Source organism: Zobellia uliginosa, from assembly GCF_900156625.1.
Lineage (GTDB): Bacteria > Bacteroidota > Bacteroidia > Flavobacteriales > Flavobacteriaceae > Zobellia > Zobellia uliginosa.
On the sequence record NZ_FTOB01000001.1, the window covers coordinates 417,730 to 441,749 of the forward strand.

Annotated in this window: 20 protein-coding genes; 14 read left to right on the plus strand and 6 right to left on the minus strand. The window is 43.9% G+C overall.

All coding sequences use genetic code 11. The features are described from left to right. The first annotated feature begins 3 nt into the window (after positions 1 to 3). The 5 genes from BW980_RS01725 to BW980_RS01745 all read left to right on the plus strand — a co-directional run bounded on the left by BW980_RS01725 (position 4) and on the right by BW980_RS01745 (position 5,819). Positions 4 to 1,443 (plus strand): rubredoxin, encoded by a 1,440-nt coding sequence (locus BW980_RS01725; RefSeq protein ID WP_076453231.1) that lies wholly within the window; start codon positions 4 to 6, stop codon positions 1,441 to 1,443. A gap of 39 nt (positions 1,444 to 1,482) precedes the next feature. Continuing rightward, the gene (locus BW980_RS01730; protein WP_083690320.1) at positions 1,483 to 2,523 is read left to right on the plus strand and encodes a Kelch repeat-containing protein; all 1,041 of its coding nucleotides are present in this window, start codon (positions 1,483 to 1,485) and stop codon (positions 2,521 to 2,523) included. A gap of 92 nt (positions 2,524 to 2,615) precedes the next feature. Then, complete coding sequence (locus BW980_RS01735; protein WP_076453232.1) at positions 2,616 to 3,677, plus strand: pyridoxal-phosphate dependent enzyme; 1,062 nt, start codon at positions 2,616 to 2,618, stop codon at positions 3,675 to 3,677. Between the two features lie 10 nt (positions 3,678 to 3,687). Further along, a complete protein-coding gene (locus tag BW980_RS01740) occupies positions 3,688 to 4,761 on the plus strand; it encodes an N-acetyltransferase DgcN family protein (RefSeq protein ID WP_076453233.1) in 1,074 nt (357 codons plus the stop codon). After that, a complete protein-coding gene (locus BW980_RS01745) occupies positions 4,758 to 5,819 on the plus strand; it encodes a mandelate racemase/muconate lactonizing enzyme family protein (protein WP_076453234.1) in 1,062 nt (353 codons plus the stop codon). Before BW980_RS01740 ends, BW980_RS01745 begins: the two co-directional genes overlap by 4 nt. A gap of 4 nt (positions 5,820 to 5,823) precedes the next feature. Here the strand turns inward: BW980_RS01745 and BW980_RS01750 are convergent, their stop codons facing one another. Together BW980_RS01750 and BW980_RS01760 are read right to left on the minus strand one after the other, a co-directional pair. Continuing rightward, positions 5,824 to 8,388: a zinc-dependent metalloprotease gene (locus tag BW980_RS01750; protein ID WP_083690321.1), complete on the minus strand. Its 2,565-nt coding sequence runs from the start codon at positions 8,386 to 8,388 to the stop codon at positions 5,824 to 5,826. Positions 8,389 to 8,716: 328 nt separating this feature from the next. Then, entirely contained in the window at positions 8,717 to 9,472 is a 756-nt protein-coding gene (locus BW980_RS01760) for a sulfite exporter TauE/SafE family protein (RefSeq protein WP_076453236.1), read from the minus strand. Positions 9,473 to 9,555: 83 nt separating this feature from the next. On the opposite strand from BW980_RS01760, the gene BW980_RS01765 reads away from it, so the two are divergent. Next, entirely contained in the window at positions 9,556 to 11,367 is a 1,812-nt protein-coding gene (locus tag BW980_RS01765; RefSeq protein WP_076453237.1) for a sodium:solute symporter family protein, read from the plus strand. Between the two features lie 24 nt (positions 11,368 to 11,391). Here BW980_RS01765 and BW980_RS01770 read toward each other — a convergent pair whose 3' ends face one another. Further along, complete coding sequence (locus BW980_RS01770; protein WP_139327571.1) at positions 11,392 to 11,808, minus strand: hypothetical protein; 417 nt, start codon at positions 11,806 to 11,808, stop codon at positions 11,392 to 11,394. A gap of 225 nt (positions 11,809 to 12,033) precedes the next feature. Here BW980_RS01770 and BW980_RS01775 point away from each other — a divergent pair, with 225 nt between their 5' ends. Further along, the gene (locus BW980_RS01775) at positions 12,034 to 15,834 is read left to right on the plus strand and encodes a transglutaminase domain-containing protein (RefSeq protein ID WP_076453239.1); all 3,801 of its coding nucleotides are present in this window, start codon (positions 12,034 to 12,036) and stop codon (positions 15,832 to 15,834) included. A gap of 1 nt (position 15,835) precedes the next feature. Here the strand turns inward: BW980_RS01775 and BW980_RS01780 are convergent, their stop codons facing one another. Beyond that, positions 15,836 to 16,432 (minus strand): riboflavin synthase, encoded by a 597-nt coding sequence (locus BW980_RS01780; RefSeq protein WP_076453240.1) that lies wholly within the window; start codon positions 16,430 to 16,432, stop codon positions 15,836 to 15,838. A gap of 59 nt (positions 16,433 to 16,491) precedes the next feature. Between BW980_RS01780 and pdxA the strand changes: the two genes are divergently transcribed. The 6 genes from pdxA to accC all read left to right on the plus strand — a co-directional run bounded on the left by pdxA (position 16,492) and on the right by accC (position 21,564). Beyond that, positions 16,492 to 17,538, plus strand: a complete 1,047-nt coding sequence (gene pdxA / locus BW980_RS01785) for a 4-hydroxythreonine-4-phosphate dehydrogenase PdxA (RefSeq protein WP_076453241.1) — start codon at positions 16,492 to 16,494, stop codon at positions 17,536 to 17,538. A 160-nt stretch (positions 17,539 to 17,698) separates the two neighbouring features. Continuing rightward, positions 17,699 to 18,223 (plus strand): YceD family protein, encoded by a 525-nt coding sequence (locus BW980_RS01790; protein ID WP_013992974.1) that lies wholly within the window; start codon positions 17,699 to 17,701, stop codon positions 18,221 to 18,223. Positions 18,224 to 18,230: 7 nt separating this feature from the next. Continuing rightward, positions 18,231 to 18,428, plus strand: coding sequence for a 50S ribosomal protein L32 (gene rpmF / locus BW980_RS01795; protein WP_013992973.1), 198 nt, complete (start codon positions 18,231 to 18,233; stop codon positions 18,426 to 18,428). Between the two features lie 179 nt (positions 18,429 to 18,607). Next, positions 18,608 to 19,600: a beta-ketoacyl-ACP synthase III gene (locus BW980_RS01800; protein ID WP_076453242.1), complete on the plus strand. Its 993-nt coding sequence runs from the start codon at positions 18,608 to 18,610 to the stop codon at positions 19,598 to 19,600. A gap of 34 nt (positions 19,601 to 19,634) precedes the next feature. Then, the gene (gene accB, locus BW980_RS01805) at positions 19,635 to 20,126 is read left to right on the plus strand and encodes an acetyl-CoA carboxylase biotin carboxyl carrier protein (RefSeq protein ID WP_013992970.1); all 492 of its coding nucleotides are present in this window, start codon (positions 19,635 to 19,637) and stop codon (positions 20,124 to 20,126) included. Positions 20,127 to 20,211: 85 nt separating this feature from the next. Beyond that, entirely contained in the window at positions 20,212 to 21,564 is a 1,353-nt protein-coding gene (accC, locus tag BW980_RS01810; protein WP_076453243.1) for an acetyl-CoA carboxylase biotin carboxylase subunit, read from the plus strand. Positions 21,565 to 21,631: 67 nt separating this feature from the next. On the opposite strand, the gene BW980_RS01815 is transcribed toward accC, so the two are convergent. Both BW980_RS01815 and BW980_RS22460 read right to left on the minus strand, forming a co-directional pair. Continuing rightward, positions 21,632 to 22,546: a hypothetical protein gene (locus BW980_RS01815; protein ID WP_139327572.1), complete on the minus strand. Its 915-nt coding sequence runs from the start codon at positions 22,544 to 22,546 to the stop codon at positions 21,632 to 21,634. Positions 22,547 to 22,577: 31 nt separating this feature from the next. Then, entirely contained in the window at positions 22,578 to 22,751 is a 174-nt protein-coding gene (locus BW980_RS22460; RefSeq protein WP_175609831.1) for a hypothetical protein, read from the minus strand. Between the two features lie 150 nt (positions 22,752 to 22,901). On the opposite strand from BW980_RS22460, the gene BW980_RS01820 reads away from it, so the two are divergent. Then, positions 22,902 to 24,017, plus strand: a complete 1,116-nt coding sequence (locus tag BW980_RS01820) for an NAD(P)/FAD-dependent oxidoreductase (RefSeq protein WP_076453245.1) — start codon at positions 22,902 to 22,904, stop codon at positions 24,015 to 24,017. The last annotated feature ends 3 nt before the right edge of the window (positions 24,018 to 24,020 follow it).

Genomic DNA, 24,020 nt, shown 5'->3' on the forward strand with positions numbered 1-24,020 from the left:
ATTATGAACGATGATCTGCACCGTATATTGATAAAAGGAGGGGTTACCTCCCCAGGCGAGCTTAAAGATATTATTGGCCTGTTGGAAGCTGCGGGACTGAGCGAAGTTTACTTCGGGTCAAGACAAGATTTACTCTTTCCGCTAAAGGGCGTCGAAGAAGGTCAGTTGGAGCATATATCAAAGTTCAACACCAATATTATAACCAAAAGAAAATACCAGAATATCGTAAGCTCGTATGTTTCTGCCGATATTTTTGATATGACCCATTGGCTTAAGGGGTCTACCTATCTCTATATTTTAGAGGGATTTGATTTTCTGCCCGAACTAAAAATAAATATCACCGACCCCAAACAGAGGTTGGTGCCCCTTTTTAACGGCAACCTAAATTTTATTGCTTCGGAGAACGAAGACTATTGGTATTTGAACCTTAAGCTTCCGCATTGGGAAAAAGCGGCATATTATCCCGTTTTGATCTATAGTTGGGACATTACCTTGATTTCCAAGGCTATTGAAGAAATTTATGAAGACATTCAAGATGTAGAAGAACTGTTTTTTATCTTGAACAAAAACTTGGATACCAACAACAAAACCATAGAAAAAGAACTAAAAGTACCCTACTTGACCTTTCCGTATTACGAGGGGATGAACCGTATGGGACTGGATCAATATTGGCTAGGGCTATACTGGAGGAACAACAGGTACGATCTTTCTTTTCTTAAGGAATTTTGTGGTTTTTGCCTTGACAATAGCATTGGGAAGATTTGCATTACCCCATGGAAATCGTTCATCGTAAAAGGGATAAAAAAACAGAGCAGACAGACATTAGAACGGTTTTTGGGGCAATGGGGGATAAATGTGAGACATTCACAGCTGGAAATGAATTGGCACCTTCCTGTAGACGATAATGAGGCTTTGGAACTCAAAAAGTTCTTGGTGCGCAGTTTTGACCAGAACGATATTAGCACGTACGGACTAACGTTTGGCATTAGCAACGATGTGGGGAAGCGGTCGCATTTCGCTTCGGTTGTAATCGAGAAGAACAGCTCCCCTACGATCGTAAAAGATTTTGATGTGCGGCCTACATATAATGTTCTTCACTTTCAGAATTTTGACCCCAATACCCAAAAATATTTAGCCTATGCCCAAGATGTAGATAAAATCGAGTTGCCTGGTCTGCTAATGGAACTCAGTAAGAAGTATTTTAATCAGTTGGGTAGGGAAGTCGGAAAAAACGAAGCGCCCAAAAAGCCTATGGAGCAAGAGACAAAGATTATTCATCAATGCCAATCGTGCTTTACGGTCTACGACCCGATCTATGGCGATTCAATAGCTGATATTCCTGTAGGCACAGCGTTTGAAGATTTGCCGGCAACCTATGTTTGTTCGGTCTGTGAAGCCCCAAAGGCACAATTTGAGAAAACGGAACTGAATTTCTCCATCTGATTTTTGCTACATTTGGATTGTACCTAAAAATCATTCCAAATGAACAAAAAGTATATCGTCTTATGGAGTTGTGTTCTCCTATTCACAGCTTGTAAAAACAATTCCGATAAGAAAACGGAAGTAGAAAACCCGGTAGACCAGATAAGCATTCAAAAGCCTACCATGGAATGGCGGCCGGTCGTATCCGTAGATGGGAGTAAGCCCGTGGCGCGCCATGAGGCGGCATTTGTTCGCGTAGCCGATAAGTTTTATTTGTTGGGGGGAAGGGACATCCGCCCCGTGAGTATTTATGATACCAAGACCCAGACTTGGTCCGAAGGTGCAAAACCGCCTTTGGAGATCCATCATTTTCAGCCCATCGTCTTCGAGAATAAAATATACCTGATTGCGGCATTGACTGGAAAATGGCCCAATGAAACCCCTACGGAACATATCTATATTTACGACCCCGCCACGGACGAATGGTCGAAAGGGGGTGAAATCCCTGAGGAAAGAAGACGCGGTTCTACCGGAAATGTACTGTACGAAGGCAAAATTTATATTTCCTGTGGAATAAGGAATGGCCATATAGGAGATCATAAAAAATGGTTGGACCGTTACGACCCTAGTACGGGCGAATGGGAAGTATTGGCAGATGCCCCTCGTGCAAGGGACCATTTTCAGGCAGTTTTGGCCGATGGGAAAATCTATGCCCCCGCCGGAAGGAATACCGGTATTGAACCTGATTCCCCTTTCGGGGGAACCATAGGCGAAGTAGATGTCTACGATATACAAAGCAATACTTGGGAGACCCTGCCTGAAAACATTCCGACCCAGCGGGCGGGTAATGCCGCTGCCTTATACCACAATGAGCTTATAGTTGTCGGAGGGGAATCTACAGCGCAGGAAAAGGCCCATTCAGAAGTTGAGGTATTAGATCTCAACACCCATAAATGGCACACCTTACCAGCCATGACCGAAGGTCGGCACGGTAGCGGTCTGGTGCTTTTTGAAGATGAACTGTACATTGCCTCCGGATGTGGGAAGCGAGGCGGGGAACCGGAACTGACCACAATGGAAAAATACGGGGTAGTAGATTGATTTATAGGGTTCTAATTTTAAAATTATTTGTTACATCGTGACCAAAAACATATTACATTTGATAGGGTATTTGCCCACATCAAACTGTAAAAATGGATTTAAGGGACGGGGTTAAAACCGCAGAAAATAAGGTGTCTTCCGAGACCAAAAAACTAAGCGAATTTGTTAGGGACAAAAGGAAGTCGCTGGTAGATCGTTTGGAGTCATATGAAGATATTATAAATCTTGAGGTGGGCGATACGGGCCTGCACCGTGCCAAAACCTTGGAGCGTGAGTTTGATATTCGCCAGCTCTATATCAAGTACGAAGGGGATAATCCCACCGGTACCCAAAAAGACCGTATTGCTTTTGCACAAATCTATGATGCCCTCCGTAGGGAGTTTGAAATGGTGTCTTTGGCTACTTGTGGCAACTATGGGGTTGCGGTGGCCTTAGCGGCCAACTTGGCGGGTATCGCCTGTCGTATTTATATTCCTGAGAGTTTTCATACCGATCGTGTGGTGGAGATGGAATTATTGGGGGCCGAGATCGTTCGTAGGCCTGGCTCTTATGAAGATGTGGTAAAAGAAAGTAGCGAACTGGCAAAAACCAACGGTTGGTACGACGCCAATCCGGGAGGGGCGAATACGCCTTTACAGATTAGTGCATACTCCCAGATTGCAACCGAAATTTTCGAAAATTTGGGAGACGCGCCCAAGTATTGTGCCGTTCCCGTTTCCAACGGAACCCTTTTCGCGGGAATTTACCGGGGCTTCGTGAGCTTGTATAAACGCGGAAAGACCTCTAGGATACCCAAAATGGTAGCGGCATCGTCCTCTAGAAAAAACCCGATCATTCAATCGTTTTTACGGGGATTGGACCATTGCAAGGATTTGAATCCCGATACCATTAAAGAAACCAAATACAATGAGCCCCTTATCAACTGGCATAGTTTTGATGGGGAGGAAGCGCTGTATGTCTTAAGGAAATCCGATGGCGAAGCGTACAATATCAGTGATAAAAAACTGAGAGACATGACGGCCCTATTGGCCAAAAAGGAAGGCTTTCGCATTTTGCCCGCATCTACCGCAGGGCTTATAGCATTGCTGGAACTCGATGAAAAGATGAATTTTGAACCAGACCGTTTTGTTGCGGTGCTGACAGCAAAAAATTAATACGAAGAGAATGAAAAAATCAATTGATGGAAAGGCCCTGGTGTATTGCGAAGGGGCTTTCAATACCCCTAATGGAAAAACTGCACACGGCTTGGTTCGTTTTACCGAACGTTACGATATTGTGGGCGTACTGGATGCAAATTACGCTTCTAGGGACGCGGGCGAAGTACTTGACGGAAAAGCCAATGGTATTCCCATTTTTGCAACGATAGACGACGCCATTGAAACCTTGGGCGCTTCGGGAAATACCCCTGGGTCGCTAGTTATCGGTTTGGCTCCCGATGGCGGAAGATTGCCGCAAGAAGCAAAGGCCACCATTTCCAAAGCTTTGGAAATGGGCTGGAATGTTGATAGTGGATTACACGATTTTTTGACCAACGACACCACATTGATGGCAATCGCCACTAAACATAATTGTCGGCTACGTGATGTACGTAAAACACCGGATAGGGATAAACTTCATTTTTTTACGGGGGAAATAGAAAAAGTAGATTGTCTGAAACTGGCCATTTTAGGAACGGATTCCGCACTGGGAAAACGCACTACGGCTTGGTTGTTGGTCCATGGTCTAAGGGATGCCGGTCAAAAGGCCGAAATGATAGGGACCGGGCAGACCGCTTGGATGCAAGGGGCAAAATACAGTATGGTAATGGACAGTTGCATTAACGATTTTGTGTCGGGTGAGATTGAACATGCCGTCGTGAGCGCGTATAAAAATGAAAACCCCGATGTTATCGTAATCGAAGGACAAGGAAGCCTTATGAACCCAGCCTACCCGGGCGGTTTTGAGATTTTGGCAGCGGGAAGGCCTGATTATGTCATATTGCAACACGCCCCGAAACGATTGGAGTATGATGGTTTTCCCGGCTATAAAATACACTCCCTGACCGAACAGATCAATGCCATTGAAGTCATTTCGGGGAAAAAGGTAATAGCCATTACGGTAAACCATGAAGATATAGGGGAAGACGAGATTCTGGAGGCCTGCAAACAGATTACCCTGGAAACAAAACTCCCTGCCTTTGACGTCTTGAAATATGGCACAAAAGAACTGGTGGCCTTGGTAAAGGAAAGAATGATATGAAAATAACCAATGTATCCTACGAGCGACTTGACCTTAAGCTCTCCATTCCCTATACCATCGCTTACGAAACTATAGACCGTACGGTAAATTTTATCCTTAAAATAGAGACCGATACGGCCATTGTTGGCTACGGTTGTGGGGCTCCCGATAAAATAGTGACGGGAGAGCACCCAAAAGAGGTAGAGGCGGCCTTAAAAGACATTATCCTTCCTTATTTGAAAGGGAAGGACCCCTTTACCTATGCTTATATTCTTAAAGACCTTAAAAAACTCTTGGGGCGAAAGTCATCTTCTTTGGCCATGGTAGATATGGCGCTTTACGATGTCGTTGCAAGGAAGGCCGATGTGCCGCTGTATAAGTTTCTAGGCGGTTACCGACAGAGTATTCCAACAAGTATAACGATTGGTATATTATCTTTGGGGGAAACTATGGCCCAAGCCAAGGAGTTTGTGCAACAGGGCTTTTCTATTCTAAAGGTGAAGGGCGGACATGAGCTTGCGGAAGACATTGAAAAAATGACCTTGTTACACGAAAAATTTCCCGAGGTGACTTTTCGCTTCGATGGAAACCAAGGGTATTCGGTAGTAGATTCGGTGGCATTTGTAAAGGCGACCGGCCAAATAGGAATCGAAATTTTTGAACAGCCCACAAAGCAGGAAAGGGAAGAACGCCTAGGTCAGGTCATGGATCAGATAGACATTCCGCTAATGGCCGATGAAAGTTTAAAAACCCTGACCGATGTATTCCGGTTGGCCCAGAATGAAAGGGTAGATATGGTAAATATCAAGTTGATGAAGGTGGGGGGTATTTTTGAGGGAATGCACATCAATTCCGTAGCCAAATCGGCAGGTATTGAAACCATGGTAGGCTGTAACGACGAATGTGCCCTGGGAATTTCGGCGGGACTTCATTTTGCACTCTCCAGACCCAACATAGGTTATGCCGATCTAGACGGGCATTTAGATGTGGTAGACGACCCTTTCAAAGGCTTGTTCCAACTGGAAAAAGGGGTGTTGTACCCGTCCGATGCCCCGGGCTTGGGAAAAATAGATTGGTAATCGACTATTTTTCCTTGGTCTCTTGAATGGAATAATCCCTTCGAAAAGGAATAAACAAGGGGTCTACATCCTTGGTTTCACCGACTACCGATTCGATTTCCCTTTTTAAATAGTTCAAATGGGCAATGGTCAGCCTATCGGTCATCACCGGAATGGTTCGCTTTATTTTGCTTTGCAGGTTGATAAGGTTGTCAAGGGCCAAAGATCGTACGTCGGTATTGGCGGTATAGCCTTCCGACAATTTGGCCAAGATACCTTCGACCAGGCCTTCCGCTTCATCGGGTTTGTAAAGGGTAATAAGGTTGGAAACGTATGATTTCTGGAGTTTTCTACGGTAGGCGTTGGTTTGATAGAAAACGTTCATATCTCCCCAGACCAACTGGTTCAAATCGTCCATATATTCTTGGGGATGATAGGGGTCTTCGTCTTCGTAGCGCTCGGCAATAAAGGTCATTCGGCTTAAACGGCTGCCGCCCAAAAGGTTCATCATGACACTTTCCATGGTCTTGGTTACCGATTCTTTCGATTGGGGAGACTGAATGGCGTTCAATATATCGTTTCGCAATAACCATTTCGGTTCTTTAAAGATATAATTGCTCAAAAACACCAAGGCCTGTTTTTGCTTTTGTTTTTCAACCGGACGATAGACTTCTCCCTCTTCACCCATGGTCTTCGGGGTAACATAGATGCCCCCAATGTTTTTTGATACGTGAAAAATATAATCGCTATACTGTCCTACGAGGTCCTTATAGATTTGATCGAGGTTGGCGTAGTCATCGCTACTTTTTTCCTGTGTCCATTTTTTTAGATAGGGCGCAATACGCTGTAAGTTCAGAATGCCGTACATGCTGGCTTGCATGGCATCGTCACCAAGGTCTTCGGTCTGTGACCTGGGGTCGAAATTACGGCCTTCGCCACCGAACCAAAGTCTTGGGTTGGCCGAAACACTGTCGACTACCATTTGGCTCAAAAGTTCTTTTTCTTCCTTTAGCGACAAATCATCCGCAAATCTGGAATAGCCCCATTGTATGGCCCATTTATCGTAATCGCCGATTCGCGGCATTAGATCTTCGGTAGGGATACTGTCTTCGGGTTGCGCCACGTAATTGAAGCGGGCATAATCCATAATCGAACTGGTATGCCCGTTTTTGCGTAAAAATTCCGCATCGCGTAATTTTTCTACGGGCGTTGCCGAGCTGGCTCCCATGTTATGTCTCAATCCTAGTGTATGTCCGACCTCGTGGGAAGCGACAAAACGGATAAGATTTCCCATAAGTTCAGTGTCGTATTCCATTTTTCTTGCACGCTCGTCTACGGCACCGGCCTGGATCATGTACCAACTGTGCAATAGGCTCATCAGGTTGTGATACCATCCGATATGGCTCTCTAATATTTCACCACTTCTGGGGTCGACAATATTGGGTCCGTATGCATTTTTGGAAGGAGAGGCAAAATAGCGCAAAACGGAAAAACGGGAATCTTCGAGACTCATGCTCTTGTCGTTCTCTGGCCAAGGTTTCCCGATGATGGCGTTTTTAAATCCGGCCTGCTCGAAAGCCACTTGCCAATCGTTGATTCCTTGTATCAGGAAAGGCCTCCACTTTTTAGGGGTGGCGGGGTCGATATAATAAACGATCGGTTTTTTCGGCTCTACCAATTCGCCACGCTTCCATTTCAATGAATCTTCAGGCTTGGGTTCTAGTCTCCATCTGTGAATGTAGGTATTTCGGTCGACCTGTTGCTGGTCGTCGCCGTATTCCAAATACGAACTGGCAAAATAGCCTACGCGGGCATCGTAGAGTCTTTTTCTCATGGGCTCCTTCGGAAGCAAGATAAAAGAGTTGTTGATTTCCAAGGTGACCACTCCTGCAAGAATGGCCGCAGGAAGTTCCTTTCTTTTATTGGAACCCGATTTGGCCTTATAGGTCTTAACAGTCTTGATTTCCGTATTTACGGGAAATGAATTGATTTCCTTTATATAAGATTTATCCTTTTCAAGCGAGGTAAGCTTGTAATCGTCTTTTTGGTCACTACTAAGGGCCAAGAGCGGATTTTCACTATTGATGAAATCGGTAACCTCTATTACATGCGATTGTCGGTCTTCATTGGTCGCCTTAATGGGGAAGGCTTCAAGAATAGGGGTAATATTGGAGTTGTTTACCGCCTTTGATATGGCATCGTCTTCACTGGCGGCGCTTACCAAGGTAGAAATACGAAGAAAAATATTGTTTGAAGGCCCTCTTTCAAAGGTAATGGTGTTCTCTGAAATTTTTTCACCGCCGTAGTTTCCGGCACCTGAAGGGGTTTTTATGAATCGGGTCACTACCAGCATCTCACGTTTGAAAAGACTATCGGGTATTTCAAAATAATACTTGTCCCCTATTTTGTGAACGTCAAAAAGTCCGTTATTGGTAACGGCTTCACTGGTAATCAAGCGGTCATAGGCCTTGGCACTGGTAGAGGCAAAGCTTTCGACCTTCCCTTTCTTATTTGATTTTCGGGCTACGCCTATGGAGCTGCACGATACAGCAAACAATAGCAAGCCTATATATGTAAAAAGTTGTTTCATTGATATAAAAATTTACCGTCCCCTATAATTGGGAATTATAGGTATTCGTCGGTATTTGCCCCTTAAAATCTGCCCGCGATGGGTCTTCGTATAAGTAGCGAACGCATCAGCACATACTTTTAGTATGGTTTTGGCCGAGTCTTGGTCGCATTTAACAGAAAATTGTACTGAACTTAAGTGGTTTACGCCTGTAATGGTAAATATATACGACCATCCCAGCAAAAAAGACGAGTTCAATATACAATTCTGCCAGCTTGATATCAATTTAAATTTGAAAAAGCGTGGGCGATATGCATTTAAGGGAAGAAACGGATATCGTTAAACCATATTAGCGTATCAGGATCATTATGGCCCCAAGGGCCGTAAGTACCAAAATCATCTTTCGGTAAAAATCCTCTTTTATGATCTTCACCAAGCGTATGCCCAAGAAGACCCCTAAAATAATACCCGGTATCAGCTTAAGGTCGAATAAAAGGGTTTCAACCGTTATGGTCTCCCAAACAAAGATGTGCAGGGGTAACTTCAATACGTTGATAATGAGGAATAACCAAGCGGCAGTACCGATAAACTCGTTTTTGGGTACCCGCATGGCCAAAAAGTAGATATTGCTAAAGGCCCCGCCTAAATTACCGATCATGGTAGTGATGCCTGCAATGGTTCCTACAAGGCCTGCAAAGAGCCAATGCGTTGGCACGGATTTCGATTTGCGCCTGTCCCACCAATACATCATAATAACACTGACCAAGATGATAATGGCCATGGCAATTTTGAATACGCCTTCATCCAGGTCGTTTCCAATTAATACACCGCAAACGATACCGACCAAAATCCACGGCAAGAATTTCACGATATGCGACCATCTGGTGTGGCGGTTGTAATAAATAACGGCAAAAATATCGCCCACGACCAGTAGCGGAACTACAATGCCCGTAGATGCCTTGGCGCTAAAGGCAAGGGCCATCAGGGTTACGTTAACGATTGCAATTCCCTTAATTCCAGCCTTTGAGAGTCCGATGACGATGGCGGCCGTAAATGCAAGGGCCCAAGCGGTAAGTGTAATGTCGAAAGAAGTGGTTAAAAACACAAGAAGAGGTTTGGTTATTAAACAGCAAAAGTATTCTAAAAAAACAATATCTTTAACGATTCACCGAAAACCCTTAATTATTAATGGAGTTATCTACATTAGACTACAGTTTTATCATTGTTTTTTTTACAATTGTTCTTGGTATAGGTTTTTATGTTTCTAAAAAGTCGGGTAAAGATTCTTCGGAGTTTTTTCTTTCGGGACGAACCATGCCTTGGTGGTTGTTGGGGCTTTCAATGGTAGCGACTACCTTTTCTACCGATACACCCAATTTGGTGACCGATATCGTTAGAACCAATGGTGTGTCGGGCAACTGGGTCTGGTGGGCGTTTTTGATTACGGGGCTTTTAACCGTTTTTGTCTATGCTAAACTTTGGCGTAGGTCAAATGTCAATACCGATTTAGAATTTTATGAAATGCGCTATGGCGGTAAACCCGCTAGTTTTCTGAGAAAGTTCAGGGCCATTTATTTAGGGGCCCTTTTTAATATGATCACAATGGCTTCGGTTACCTTGGCGGCCATTAAGATCGGGGGTATTATGCTAGGCTTGGAACCATGGGAAACCGTGGTCGGTGCGGGTTTGATTACCGTTACTTTTAGCGCCCTAGGTGGTTTTAAAGGAGTGGTTTATACCGATTTTCTTTTGTTCTTCGTGGCTATGGCCGGAGCAATAGGCGCCGCATATTATTTGGTGAACATTCCCGAAGTAGGTGGTATCGAGGCATTGATGGCCCACGAAAATGTATTGAACAAGCTTGATATCGTACCTGACTTCGGTAATAGAAAGGCATTGATTACCCTGTTTATAATTCCCTTGGCCGTACAATGGTGGTCTTCTTGGTACCCAGGTGCGGAACCCGGTGGAGGGGGATATATCGCCCAACGTATGTTGGCGGCAAAAGATGAGAACCACGCTATCGGGGCCACCTTCTTTTTTAATATCATGCACTACGCCCTAAGACCTTGGCCTTGGATTTTGGTAGCCTTGGCCTCATTGGTCGTATATCCTGATATTGCCAGTATTCACGAAGCCTTCCCGAATATTGCCGAAGACAAGTTGGGGCAAGATTTGGCATATTCCGCTATGCTGACCAAATTGCCGAGCGGACTCCTTGGGGTGGTTCTGGCTTCCTTGATCGCTGCTTATATGAGTACCATTTCAACCCAGCTAAACTGGGGGTCCTCCTATATTGTATTCGATTTTTATAAGCAACAGGTAAATCCTAATGCAACAGAAAAGCAAATGGTGGCCGTGGGTAGAATCTCTACGGTGGTGCTTATGGTACTTAGTGCAGGTTTGGCATTGGCCCTTGAAAACGCACTACAGATATTTGATATATTGTTGACTTTTGGCGCCGGTACGGGACTCATTTTTATCTTGCGTTGGTTCTGGTGGCGAATTAATGCATGGAGTGAAATAACCGCTATGTTCGCTTCCGGGATTATATCCATATTGTTGAAAACAACGGCCTTGGGTCCCTTACTTTTTGCGGAAACGACCGGGGTTTTTCCAGATTGGGCCGAGTATCCCTTTGTGGTAGTGCTTACTTCTGCCATTTGGTTGACGGCAACCTTTATGACACAACCTGAATCGAAAGAAACCCTTCGTTCTTTCTACAAGCGTATTCAACCCGGTGGTCCAGGATGGACAAAAGTGGTCGAAGAGGCCGAAGTGGACGGGGAAGTGATCAAGAAGGAAAATGAAAAGTGGAGCGTACCCCAGGGTATCACCGCAATGGTTCTTGGTTGTGTGTTGATCTATACCATTATGTTCGCGACGGGTTATTGGATCTATGGAAGAACCGAGTCCGCACTATTGCTTACCGGAATAGCCGTAATATCAGGTATTCTGCTTATAAGGGCATGGGGCAAGATGAAAGAAAATATTCTGTAGTCAAGGAAAAGACAGGGGAGCGTTCTAAGATGCTTCCTCCAAGAAAATTTTAAATACCTCGTTTTTCTTGATCTCGACAATAGAGGTCGATTTGATTTCTTTTTTATTGCCTTCGGCATCAATGGTGTACGCACTATAGGGAATCTCTTCGCCTTCCGCAAATACCTTTATTTGATATATGGTCCGTGGTCCTTCCTCTAGCTCGGTATAACTGTATGTGTCGAGGCTTTGTCCGTATTCTTTTTCGGCATTGGTGCCATGCCTTAGTTTGAAGGTCACATGGTCGGCAGTGAAGCCTTGCGAGTTTACAAATGATAGTCCGGTTTCATTCGATATTTTGGCCTCTCCGTTTATAAGGTCGGCTTCCTTTTCGTCTTTTGAGCAACTTAGGGTCATCGACACGAAAACAGTGCATAGTAGGTATACAAAGTACTTTTTCATAATGGCAGGTTTAGGGAGTGATTTGGGACTCCTGATTAGTGTAGATGTATGGGCAACATCTTATGAATCAACGCTGGTTGTTCGCTCTTATTGTGTTTTGATCGATGGGTCGGTGCGGTCAATTTAGCGGGTTTAGTGGTTACATCTAGTTTTCTATATCACATATACCAATTATGGGAAACCTGCGTTATCATCTATCCAAACCCAACAAAACCTGCCTTTGCCATGAGATTTCTTCGCATTTTGCTCGTAGTTTGTGCCCTGTCCGTTTTTTCCGTCCAAGGCCAAGAAAACAACAAATTGGAAACCCATTGGCAATACCTTTTTCAAAATCGGCAGTCTGAGGCACTCTCAAAGTTTGAAAAGAAGAAACAGAAAACCTTGCCTGAAATACTCACTAGGGAAATCATTAAGAACGAGAACGGCATCTTCGCCAATGATGAAGGTTTTATAGAAAAGGTCGGTTCCTTTCCTGATTTCGAATACTATCTCTATGCCCTTTGGAGCCATAACTTTTTCTTTGACACCTATCTCAGCACGGGCTTTAACGGAAAAAACGTAAGGAACATAAAGACGCTACAGCTTGAAGCCATCCAAAACCCAACGGTAAAGGAATCGTTACGGTATCTAAAATCGGCCGTAGCCCAACATTCCGATGATTGGGAAACCTATTATCAAATAAACGCCGAAATACCGGCAATCAAAGCATGGCAATTCTGTGGTAGTTTTGAAAATTTGAACGGTAGTGGACTTGACACGGAATACGGTCCTGAAAAATATGCCGTATCGCAAAATGATTTTAATGCCAATAGCAACGGTTTTATAAACTGGTATGAAATCGATGAACGTAAAAAGGAAGCCTATCAATATTACTCGAACCACAGCGAATACGGAGGTGGGGTCAACTATGCCCAAACATTCATTTATAATCCATCGGATAGAAAAGTGGTAGTGCGCTTGGGCAGCTCGTCTTTTTCAAAACTTTGGTTGAACGATGTACTGATCTATGAAAATACTAATGACGGCATATCCGACTTAGACGCGTATAACGTTTTGGTCAACCTTCCAAAGGGCAATAACCGACTTTTGGTGAAAAATGCGGATACGAACGGCATTGCCTATTTTATTGTTAGGATTACCGATGAAGAAGGTCGCCCTATCAATGGTTTGACATATAGCGCCAAGCCGAGCGATTACCCAAAAAGTACCTTGGCTACCATTGCCCCTCAACCCCTAGACCATCCGGTAGAAGCTTTTTTCAAGAAGAGATTGGAGGCAAGCCCCAACGATTTTATGAATAGGCTGTGCCTGATCAACACCTATTTACGTAATTCAAAGTACAACGAGGCCAAGGCTTTGTTACAACCTTTGCTTGCGGCATACCCGCAAAGTTCGTTTTTGCGAAAGTACCTGATCGAAAGCTACTCTAAGGAAAACGATTACGCTTCGGCCAAAGAGGTGCAGAAGAATATCCAAAACGATGACGAAAATTATTATTTGTCGTATGTATACCAGTTTGAAGATTCGCGTGAGCTATTTAAGCTTCCCTTGGTAGAGTTCGAAAAATTTGTAAACGATTTTTCGGCTTCTACGGATATGGATGTTTTAAAGGAGTCGGCCCAATTGTTATTGCATATTAGAAAAGAAGATAAGGGTGCCGTAAAGCAGAGCCTAAAGGAAATTACCGAGAAACACAGTGACCAATTGGGTGTGGTAAAGGCCTATATCGGAATATACTCGGGTTATTTGAACGAAGACGACAAGGCTATTGAACTGCTTGAAAACATAAACGCCAACTATTTTGATTACGCGGCCCTGAAGACCTTGGCCAGTTTTTACAATAAGCAAAACCGAAAAGACGAGGCCTTGGCCTTGTTTGAAAATAGATATGACCTGGTCGCCCACGATAATATCTATCTCTCCGATTATATATCCTATCTACACGAATATAAGAGGTATGAGGCGTCATTGCCCTATATTGACCAGATGCTCAAGAACTTTCCGTATTCCTTTGTTGCCATGGAATTAAAAGGAACGGCATTGGAACAGTCAGGCCGCAAAAAGGAAGCCTTGACCTGGTATAAAAAGTCATTGAAACACAATAGCGCCAACGCAGCCCTCCGTAAAAAAATCGACGACCTTTCGAACGCCAAAGACTATTTGGAAGAATTCGCTACCCCAAATATTTACGAGTTTATGGCCGAGAATAGGAATAGGGGTGTTAAAGGCCATTATGGCTTTAATTATTTGTTAGATGAAAGCCTGTTGCAACTCTACCCTGAAGGGGGAGGCAAATCAAGAACCCGTTACGTGGTGGAAATCACCAGTGACAGTGGAATAGAATCGTTAAAAGAAGTAAACTTGGGCCTTTCGGGAAACTATCATATCACGAAGTCCGAAATCGTAAAACCCAACAAAAAAATTGTTCCGGCGTCGAAGAGCGGTTCAAACCTTGTTTTCAATAACCTTGAGATCGGTGATATTCTCTATGTCGATTACGAAAGTAGTTATGCCAATAGCGGACGCTTTTATAAAGACCATGTCGATTATTTTCAGTTCGATTCCTACCACCCTATTTACAAGAATAGTTTAAAGGTATTGGTACCCAAGGGCAAAGAATTTATAAGCAAGACCCTAAACGGAGAGGTGCCCTACCGCACTGAAGAGGTAGATGGCTATGTCTGCCATGAGTGGGAAACCATAGGTCAAGAAGAATTGGGCCCCGAAGAGAACTTTATGCCCAGCCTTGGCGATATTGCCAGGTATGTGCATGTAAGTACCATTGGTTCTTGGGATGATATAGCCCATTGGTATTCTGATTTGGTGCGACCGCAAATGCTTGTCAATTCAGATGTTCAGGAGGCCTTCGACAAAATTTTTCCAAAGGGAAGTGCGTCCCTAACCGACGACGAAAAGGCTTCAAGAATCTACTACTATATTATGGAGAACTTTAGTTATAGCTACGTAAGTTTTAGACAGAGCGGATACGTGCCACAACGGCCGGCGAAGACCATAAAGTCGAAACTGGGCGACTGTAAGGATTTTTCCACCCTCTACGTGACCTTGGCCCAAATGGCCGGGTTAAAGGCCCACTTGGTTTTAGTGCTGACTTCAGATTACGGGGAAAAAACCATGACCTTGCCCAGCCAAGATTTCAACCACTGTATCGCCAAGGTGTTTATAGAGGGCAAGCCCCAATACCTAGAGCTAACGGACAACAATATGCCCTATAGGGCCATACCCACCAGTTTAGAGCATGCGACCGCTTTAGATATACCTAATAAATGGGTAAAGGACGTCAAAAGCGGTATTTACAAGCTAGACGACATTGCCCATATTGCCACGGAACTTGAAAGTAAAATGGAATACACCATAGGTGAAGGTAAACATCGGTTACAGATAGAATCTATTTTAAAGGGAAGCATCAATTCGCATTATGCGGCTATTTTTAAGGAGAAGAACTATGAGGTAATACGAAAGAGCCTTGCCGATGATTTTAAAGGTAGGATTTCGGAAGACTTCACCTTCGATAGTATTCACGACATTCATTATGAACTGCGCTCCCCGGTCTTAAAATATGTGTCCGATCTTACCGTAAACGAAAAGTTCGATGAAATAGGTAGTATGAAGGTATTTCGTATTCCGGCCGTGAACAATGCCTATAATACCTCGATCATACAAGATGATGAGCGTGCCTTTCCTATAGATTATCTATTGTATGAGAATGCCGATACCTACAAATCGAGTTATGTGATCAAATTGGAGGAGGGTCAGCGTTTTGTTGAAATTCCTGAAAGTGCCGATTACAGTTTTAAAAAACATCGTTTCAAAATCGATTACGATTTGGTCAAAGATAATGAACTGCATATTTCCATAGAGGCAAATACCTCTAAAGAACGTATTGCCGCAAGTGAATACAAAGGCTTTAAGGCCTATGTAAAAGCGGCTTTGGATGCCAAGCAGCAATTGATCGGTTTTAAAAAGGACAAAAAGAGCATCAAGGTGAGCTTTTCTGAGAAAAAATAGTTTAAGCTTCGTTCCGGTGAGCCATAAGCTTGGCCACGTACTTGCCGATAACATCGAACTCAAGGTTGACCACCGTGCCGATTTGGTACGACTTAAATCGGGTGTGCTCGTAGGTATAGGGGATAATGGCAACACTAAAACTGTTCTTGCCTGAATTTACGACGGTAAGGCTTGTACCGTCAATGGTAATGGAACCTTTCTCTATGGTGGGGTTTCCGGTAGCGTCATCGTATTCGAAGGTAAAGAACCAACTTCCGTCTTTTTCCTCAATGGCCGTACAGGTTCCGGTCTGGTCAACATGGCCCTGAACGATATGGCCGTCTAGACGCGAACCTAAAATCATGGCGCGTTCCAAGTTTACCTTTTCGCCTACCTTTAATTCCCCTAAATTGGTTTTTTGTAGGGTCTCGTCAATGGCGGTTACGGTATAGGTGTTTTCATCTAATGAAACTACGGTAAGGCATACGCCGTTATGCGCTACGCTCTGGTCAATTTTGAGTTCTGGGGCCAAAGAAGATTTTACCCTTATGTGAAGGTTTCCGCCTTCATGTTGCAATTGCTGTATTTCGCCCAAAGTTTCGATAATGCCCGTAAACATGTTCCGTTAAATTTAAGTAGTTTTGTACCTTATATGATTAGGCAAAGGTAAAGAATAAGATGCAGGAAGAAGGAAAAATTAGACTCGGTATTTCAATAGGCGATTTGAACGGAATAGGTTGCGAGGTCGCACTCAAGACCTTTGAAGATACCCGTATGCTCGATTTTTGCACCCCGGTTATCTTTGCTTCTAACAAAACCATTTCTTTTCAGAAAAAGGAATTGGGGCTCGATATCAACTATCACGGTGTAAGTGATGCTTCAAAAGCGGTGGACGGTAAGATAAACGTGGTAAATGTCTGGAAGGAGGTTCCGAAAATCAAATTCGGCGAAGCCACGCCAGAAGCGGGTAAGTTTGCCATTGCATCTTTACGTGCGGCGGTCGGGGCATTGAAAAACGACAGCATAGACGTTTTGGTTACGGCCCCGATCAATAAAAACAATATTCAAGCCGATGATTTTAAGTTTCCCGGACATACCGACTTCTTGGCACAAGAGCTGGAAGGGGAGAGCTTGATGTTTATGGTCACCGACGATCTTAAGGTGGGCTTGCTAACCGATCACCTTGCGGTAAAAGATGTTTCCGCCGCAATCAATCCGATTTTAATTCGGGATAAAGTGCGAACCATAGAAAAATCGCTTCAGATGGATTTTGGCATACGCGCGCCTAAAATAGCTTTGTTGGGCATTAACCCGCATAGTGGCGATAACGGCGTTATCGGCAAAGAAGACGATGAGGTGTTGAAACCGGTCATTAAAGAAATGTCAGATGCGGGCCATTTGGTTTTCGGGCCTTACTCTGCCGATAGCTTTTTCGGTTCCGATGCCTATAAGGGTTTTGATGCCATATTGGCCGCATATCACGACCAAGGGCTTATTCCTTTTAAAACCTTGTCGTTTGGCAAAGGAGTCAACTATACGGCGGGCCTTTCAAAGGTGCGGACTTCCCCCGATCACGGTACGGCCTACGAGATTGCCGGAAAAGGAAAGGCCGATCCCAGCTCGTTCAAAGAAGCGGTGTTTACCGCCTTGCATATATTTAAGAATCGAAAAGAGTACCAAGAGCTTACTGCAAACCCCTTGCAAAAGCAGCGAATTCGCCGTTAAAATCGGGCTTTTGCCACGTGCAAGCCTCTAAATTCCAATAAATGGTCTAAAAGATAGGCGAACTTCTTGAAATCCAATTAAAAAAGCGTTGGAATTTTACTAAAAAATAGTATCTTTGCACCCGCCTTTAATCAGGCGGTATATTAAAATCAGTGTTGAAATGATGAAGCAAAAGGAGTTTTACATTCCTTTCTCGGGGTTAGGACAAGGAAAACACGAATTTGAGTATACGATCAACAACCCGTTCTTTGAATCTTTTGGGTACGACGAATTCAACGCCGCCGACATCGATTTGCATGTGGTCTTGAATAAAATGAGCACTATGCTCGAGTTCGAGATGAAAGCCCAAGGCACGGTTAATGTAAATTGCGACCTGACCAACGAACCTTTTGATCAGCCTATTGGGGCAGATTTGGAATTGGTGGTCAAGTTCGGGAGTGAGTTTAATGACGAAGATGATGAGATTCTGATTATTCCCCATGGAGAACATCAGGTCAATATTGCGCAATACGTATACGAAATGTTAGTGTTGGCCGTACCACAAAAAAGAATTCACCCAGGGGTTTTAGATGGTACGTTGCAGTCGGAAGCTTTAAAAAAGCTAGAAGAATTGCAGCCCAAGGAAGAGAAAAAAGAGAGTGATCCCAGATGGGACGAATTAAAGAAACTGTTAACGGATAAATAAGTTTTAAATGGCACATCCTAAGAGAAAAATATCGAAAACCAGAAGGGATAAAAGAAGAACCCACTATAAAGCGGTAGCGCCAACTTTGGCAAAAGACCCTACTACTGGCGAGATGCACCTGTTTCACAGAGCACACTGGCATGAAGGTAAGCTTTATTACAAAGGTCAGGTTTTAATTGACAAGACTGAAGAAGCCGAAGCATAAATGTCTTTGGTTATCTTATAATGAATTCACGACTCCCGTATTTTATGACGGGAGTTTTTTATTTCTAGTACTCAAATCTCAAAAACGCTTAGTTTTAAAACAAAAATTCGTAAAAATTGATTAATTTTCACCAATTTTGAGGCATTTTTGAAGGTTTCTGATATCAAATCAACTTTAAGATGAGTAAAACAACAGCAGCGATTACAGCTGTAGGAGGATATGTTCCTAATTTTGTTCTAACCAATAAAATGCTGGAAGATATGGTAGAGACAAATGATGAATGGATTGTCTCTAGAACGGGGATTAAAGAAAGAAGGGTGTTAAAACCCGAAGAAGGTCAGGGTACATCGTACTTGGCCATAAAAGCCGCTGAAGACCTTATCAAAAGAAAGAATATTGATCCAAAAGAAATAGACCTTGTTATTGTCGCCACGGCCACACCTGATAGTATGGTGGCATCGACCGCAGCCTTTGTAGCATCTAAAATAGGTGCCGTTGATGCGTATGCCTACGACCTTTTGGCCGCCTGTTCAAGTTTCTTGTTCGGGATGTCTTCTGCGGCAAGCTATATTGAATCGGGAAGGTATAAAAAAGTACTCTTGATCGGGGCCGATAAAATGTCGTCGATCATAGATTATACGGATCGCACCACTTGTATTATTTTTGGAGATGGTGCCGGTGCGGCATTGTTCGAACCGAACGAGGATGGTTTTGGTCTGCAAGACGAATACCTGAGGGCCGATGGTTCGGGAAGACAATATTTGGGCATGGATGCCGGAGGTTCCCTGATGCCGGCTACAGAAGAGACCGTTAAGAACAGAAAGCACTTTATCTATCAAGATGGTAGAACGGTGTTCAAGTTTGCCGTTTCGAATATGGCCGACGTTGCCGAAAAAATTATGAAAAGGAACGACCTTGAGCATACCGATGTTTCTTGGTTGGTGCCCCATCAGGCGAACAAAAGAATTATTGATGCCACGGCCAATAGAATGGGTCTCGACAATTCTAAAGTGCTAATGAACATAGAAAAATACGGGAATACCACATCGGCTACCCTGCCTTTGTTATTGTCCGATTTTGAAAGTAAATTGAAAAAAGGTGACAACCTTGTTTTTGCCGCTTTTGGAGGCGGTTTTACATGGGGTTCCATCTACCTAAAGTGGGCCTACTAATAAAATACCGATCATTTAAATAAAATCAAATTCCATGGATATTAAAGAAATTCAAACCCTGATCAAATTTGTTGCAAAGTCGGGAGCCAGTGAAGTAAAGTTAGAGATGGAGGATTTAAAAATTACCATCAAGACCGGTTCTTCCGATTCTGGAAACGAAACGACTTACGTACAACAAATCCCAATGGCGCAGCCTCAAATGATGGCTTCCCCCCAACCGCCTGTGCAGAGCATTGAAGCAGGTTCTACCGATAAAAAGGCAGAAAAAAAGGAAGACGATTCAAAGTATATTACCATCAAATCACCTATCATAGGTACTTTTTACAGAAAGCCATCACCAGATAAAAGCCCCTTTGTAGAGGTGGGCAGTACTATCGGTAAAGGTGATGTCCTTTGTGTTATCGAGGCCATGAAACTTTTCAACGATATAGAGTCTGAGGTTTCAGGTAAAATCGTGAAAATTTTGGTTGAAGATTCTTCTCCGGTAGAATTCGACCAGCCCTTGTTTTTGGTAGATCCTTCATAAATGTAAATTCTGAATCCCAAATTATTGTCCCCGAACCGGGATTGCATTTTTGGTACTTGGATTTTAGAATTTAAATTGAAAAAGTATGTTCAAAAAAATATTGATTGCAAATAGGGGAGAGATTGCACTTCGGGTTATACGTACCTGTAAGGAAATGGGTATAAAAACCGTTGCTGTCTACTCTAAGGCAGATGAAGAAAGTTTGCATGTGCGCTTTGCGGATGAGGCTGTCTGTATAGGTCCGGCCCCGAGTAATGAGTCGTACCTTAAAATACCGAATATTATTGCGGCAGCTGAAATTACCAGTGCCGATGCCATTCACCCAGGTTATGGTTTTCTTTCGGAAAACTCTAAGTTTTCTAAAATTTGTGCCGAACACGATATAAAGTTTATCGGTGCTTCCGGAGAGCATATTGACCGTATGGGAGATAAGTCTTCCGCCAAAAAAACCATGAAAGAGGCCGGTGTACCTACCGTGCCTGGATCCGATGGTCTTTTGAAAGATGTCACCGACGCCAAAAAGATTGCCAAAAAAATGGGCTATCCCGTTATGATAAAGGCAACCGCAGGTGGTGGTGGAAAAGGTATGCGCGCCGTATGGAAAGAAGAGGAAATGGAAGACCTCTTTGAAAGTGCCGTTCAAGAAGCTACGGCTGCTTTCGGTAACGGTGGTATGTATATGGAAAAATTGATCGAAGAACCAAGGCATATTGAAATCCAGATTGTAGGAGACCAATATGGTAAGGCCTGCCACCTTTCTGAAAGGGATTGTTCCATTCAACGTAGGCACCAAAAGCTGACCGAAGAAACGCCTTCTCCGTTTATGACCGACAAGCTTCGTGAAGATATGGGCAAAGCGGCCGTAAAGGCAGCCGAGTACATCAAATACGAAGGTGCGGGTACTATTGAGTTTTTGGTAGATAAACACCGGAACTTCTACTTTATGGAGATGAACACGCGTATTCAGGTAGAGCATCCTATTACCGAGCAAGTTATCGATTACGATTTGATCCGTGAGCAGATCTTGGTAGCGGGCGGCGTGCCGATCTCAGGTAAAAACTACCTGCCGAAATTACATTCTATAGAGTGTAGGATCAATGCCGAAGACCCGTATAACAACTTTAGGCCTTCGCCAGGTAGAATAACTACCTTGCATATTCCGGGTGGCCACGGTGTTCGTATGGATACCCATGTGTACAGCGGATACAGCATTCCTCCGAACTATGACTCCATGATAGCCAAACTGATAACCACGGCGCAAACCCGCGAAGAGGCTATCAATAAAATGAAAAGGGCGCTTGACGAATTCGTAATCGAAGGCGTGAAAACGACCATTCCTTTTCACAGACAATTAATGGATCATCCTGATTATTTGGCCGGTAACTATACCACCAAATTTATGGAAGACTTTAAAATGGATCCTCCCCCAGCGGAATAATCCATATACCATAAAAAAAAGACCGTGATCATATCACGGTCTTTTTTGCTTTAGGGTGCAGTGCTTCTTACTCTTCAAAAGCAATGCTGTATTCGGTAAGGGCGTGGTAACCCGATTCGTCGATCGTAACTACACGAGAGTTGTTCGGATTCTCTTTAATAGTATTGTACTCTTCAAGGGTTACTGAGCCGGTTAAGCTTACCTCGTTGGCTGAGCCAATTTGATTTGCGAAGTAGTTTTTGACCTCTATCCCACCAATTTTGACCGAATAAATGTCATAATCTTCATAGTCACTTAGTTTATTGTCGTGAAACTTCACAATGAATTGAAGTGGTGCCGTTGCGTGGTTTGGGCCATAGAGATATACAGTTTGTACATCGGCACTAGTTGGGCTGTATTCGTTTACCCGTAATTGAAGACCTTGGTTGACACTTTTGGAATAATACGTTTGACCGGTATTGGAGTTCCAGGTTGAATGCCATCCAACTTCAAACTCAAGGTTGTAAGTTGTATTGGTTTCGGGTATATCTTCCTTGTCAAAATGAAAGGTCCGTGAACCGTCTTCGTTATTTGTGCTATATATGCCATCTAATGTGAACTTTTCTCCATCTAGATAGAAGCTGTTTACGTTGTAGCCTACTTTAGAATAGATTTCCGGTAGGGTGAAGACGGATGTAGGCCCCGGAACTACCTCTATTACGGTAAAAGTGGAAGGGGGCGTTGGGTCGGTGGTTATTTCCAAGGTGTTGCTAAAGGTCTTTCCTCCCTTACGGTCGGTAGCCCTTACCTGAACTTTATAGGTAGTGTTGCCCTGTAGGTCATCGTGGCGGGTGCTTCCCGCTCCTATGGTGACGGTACTTCCGAATTTTTCTTCGGTGGCGTTTACATCATCTACGAACAATTGATATTTTAAACTACCCTCATTATCTGGGTCGGTCGACTCTGCAATATCGATTTGGAACGAAAAGAAGGTTTTGTCCAACAAAGTAATCTTAAAAGGAGTTGGTGGGGCATTATAAAGGGTCAACACTGCCTTCAGGGTCTATGGCGGTGGTCCAATTTATTTCGGCCGTAGTGGCCGAAACTTCGTCTAGGCTTAGTTCAAAACCCTTGGGGGAAAGGTTGCCATTTTCGTCTTTTGAACACGAAGAGAGGGCAAGCACCGCTATCAATAAATGTGTGAACACTTTATTTTCTTTGGGTACTTTAGGGGAACAAATTTGAGCATATGTTTATTTTTAGGATATTTTAACGAAGCTATGGTCTATATATTTCGATGGCGTGCGCTAAATAAGCTATCTAAAAACCAAGTAATTTTGTAACTAATCTTAACTGTCTTGAAACTAAGTTATTGGGAGTATAAAACCTGGTTGACCAATATCGACTTTACTATTGTTGGCAGTGGTATTGTAGGGCTTAACTGTGCCCTGCGGCTGCGTGAGCGATTTCCAAAAGCGAAAATATTGATTTTGGAAAAAGGCTTTTTGCCCCAAGGGGCCAGCACCAAAAATGCCGGTTTTGCCTGTTTCGGGAGTATTTCCGAAGTTGTGGCCGATTTGGGGAGCCATAGCGAACAAGAGGTGATCGACCTCGTGGCCCAACGTTGGAAGGGCATAGGCTTGCTCCGAAAGAAACTCGGAGATCAAAGTATCGATTTTCAAGTGAACGGCGGACATGAATTGTTTCTCGATTCGGCCGAGGCGCTCTATCTCGACTGTGCGGAACGGCTTCCTGAAATCAACAAACTCTTGCATTCGGTCTATGGGGCCGATGCCTTTCACTTGGGGCCCAATACGTTCGGCTTCCATAAAGTGAAGGAAAAATACATTACCAATAGCTTCGAAGGGCAATTGCATACCGGTAAAATGATGAAGGGACTATTGCGCTTGGTACAGGCGGCAGGGGTTCTGCAATTGAACTCCATCACCGTAGAGGATTTCTCGGGCAAAGCATCGGGCGTGCACGTAAAGACCGACAGGTTTGAGTTTGTGACCCGTAAGTTGTTTATTGCCACCAATGGTTTTGCCGCCCACCTGTTGAACGAGGAAGTTCAACCGGCCAGGGCACAAGTATTGATTACCGAGCCTATCGCTGACCTTCATGTTAAGGGGACCTTTCATTTCGATGAGGGCTATTATTATTTCAGGAATATCGATAACCGTATTTTGTTCGGGGGAGGAAGGAATCTCGACCTAAAAGGTGAGGAAACCGACCGGTTCGGTTGTACGCCACGCATTCAAGAACGTCTGGAAATGCTGCTTAAGGAAGTCATCTTGCCCGAAACACCCCATAAGGTTGCCCAAAGGTGGAGCGGGATCATGGGCACGGGGCCGCAGAAGAAACCGATTGTCAAACCGGTTTCCGACCATGTCTATTGCGGACTGCGCTTGGGAGGGATGGGAATAGCCATAGGAAGCACCGTAGGGGCAGAGTTGGCCGACTTGACGGAGTAGTAG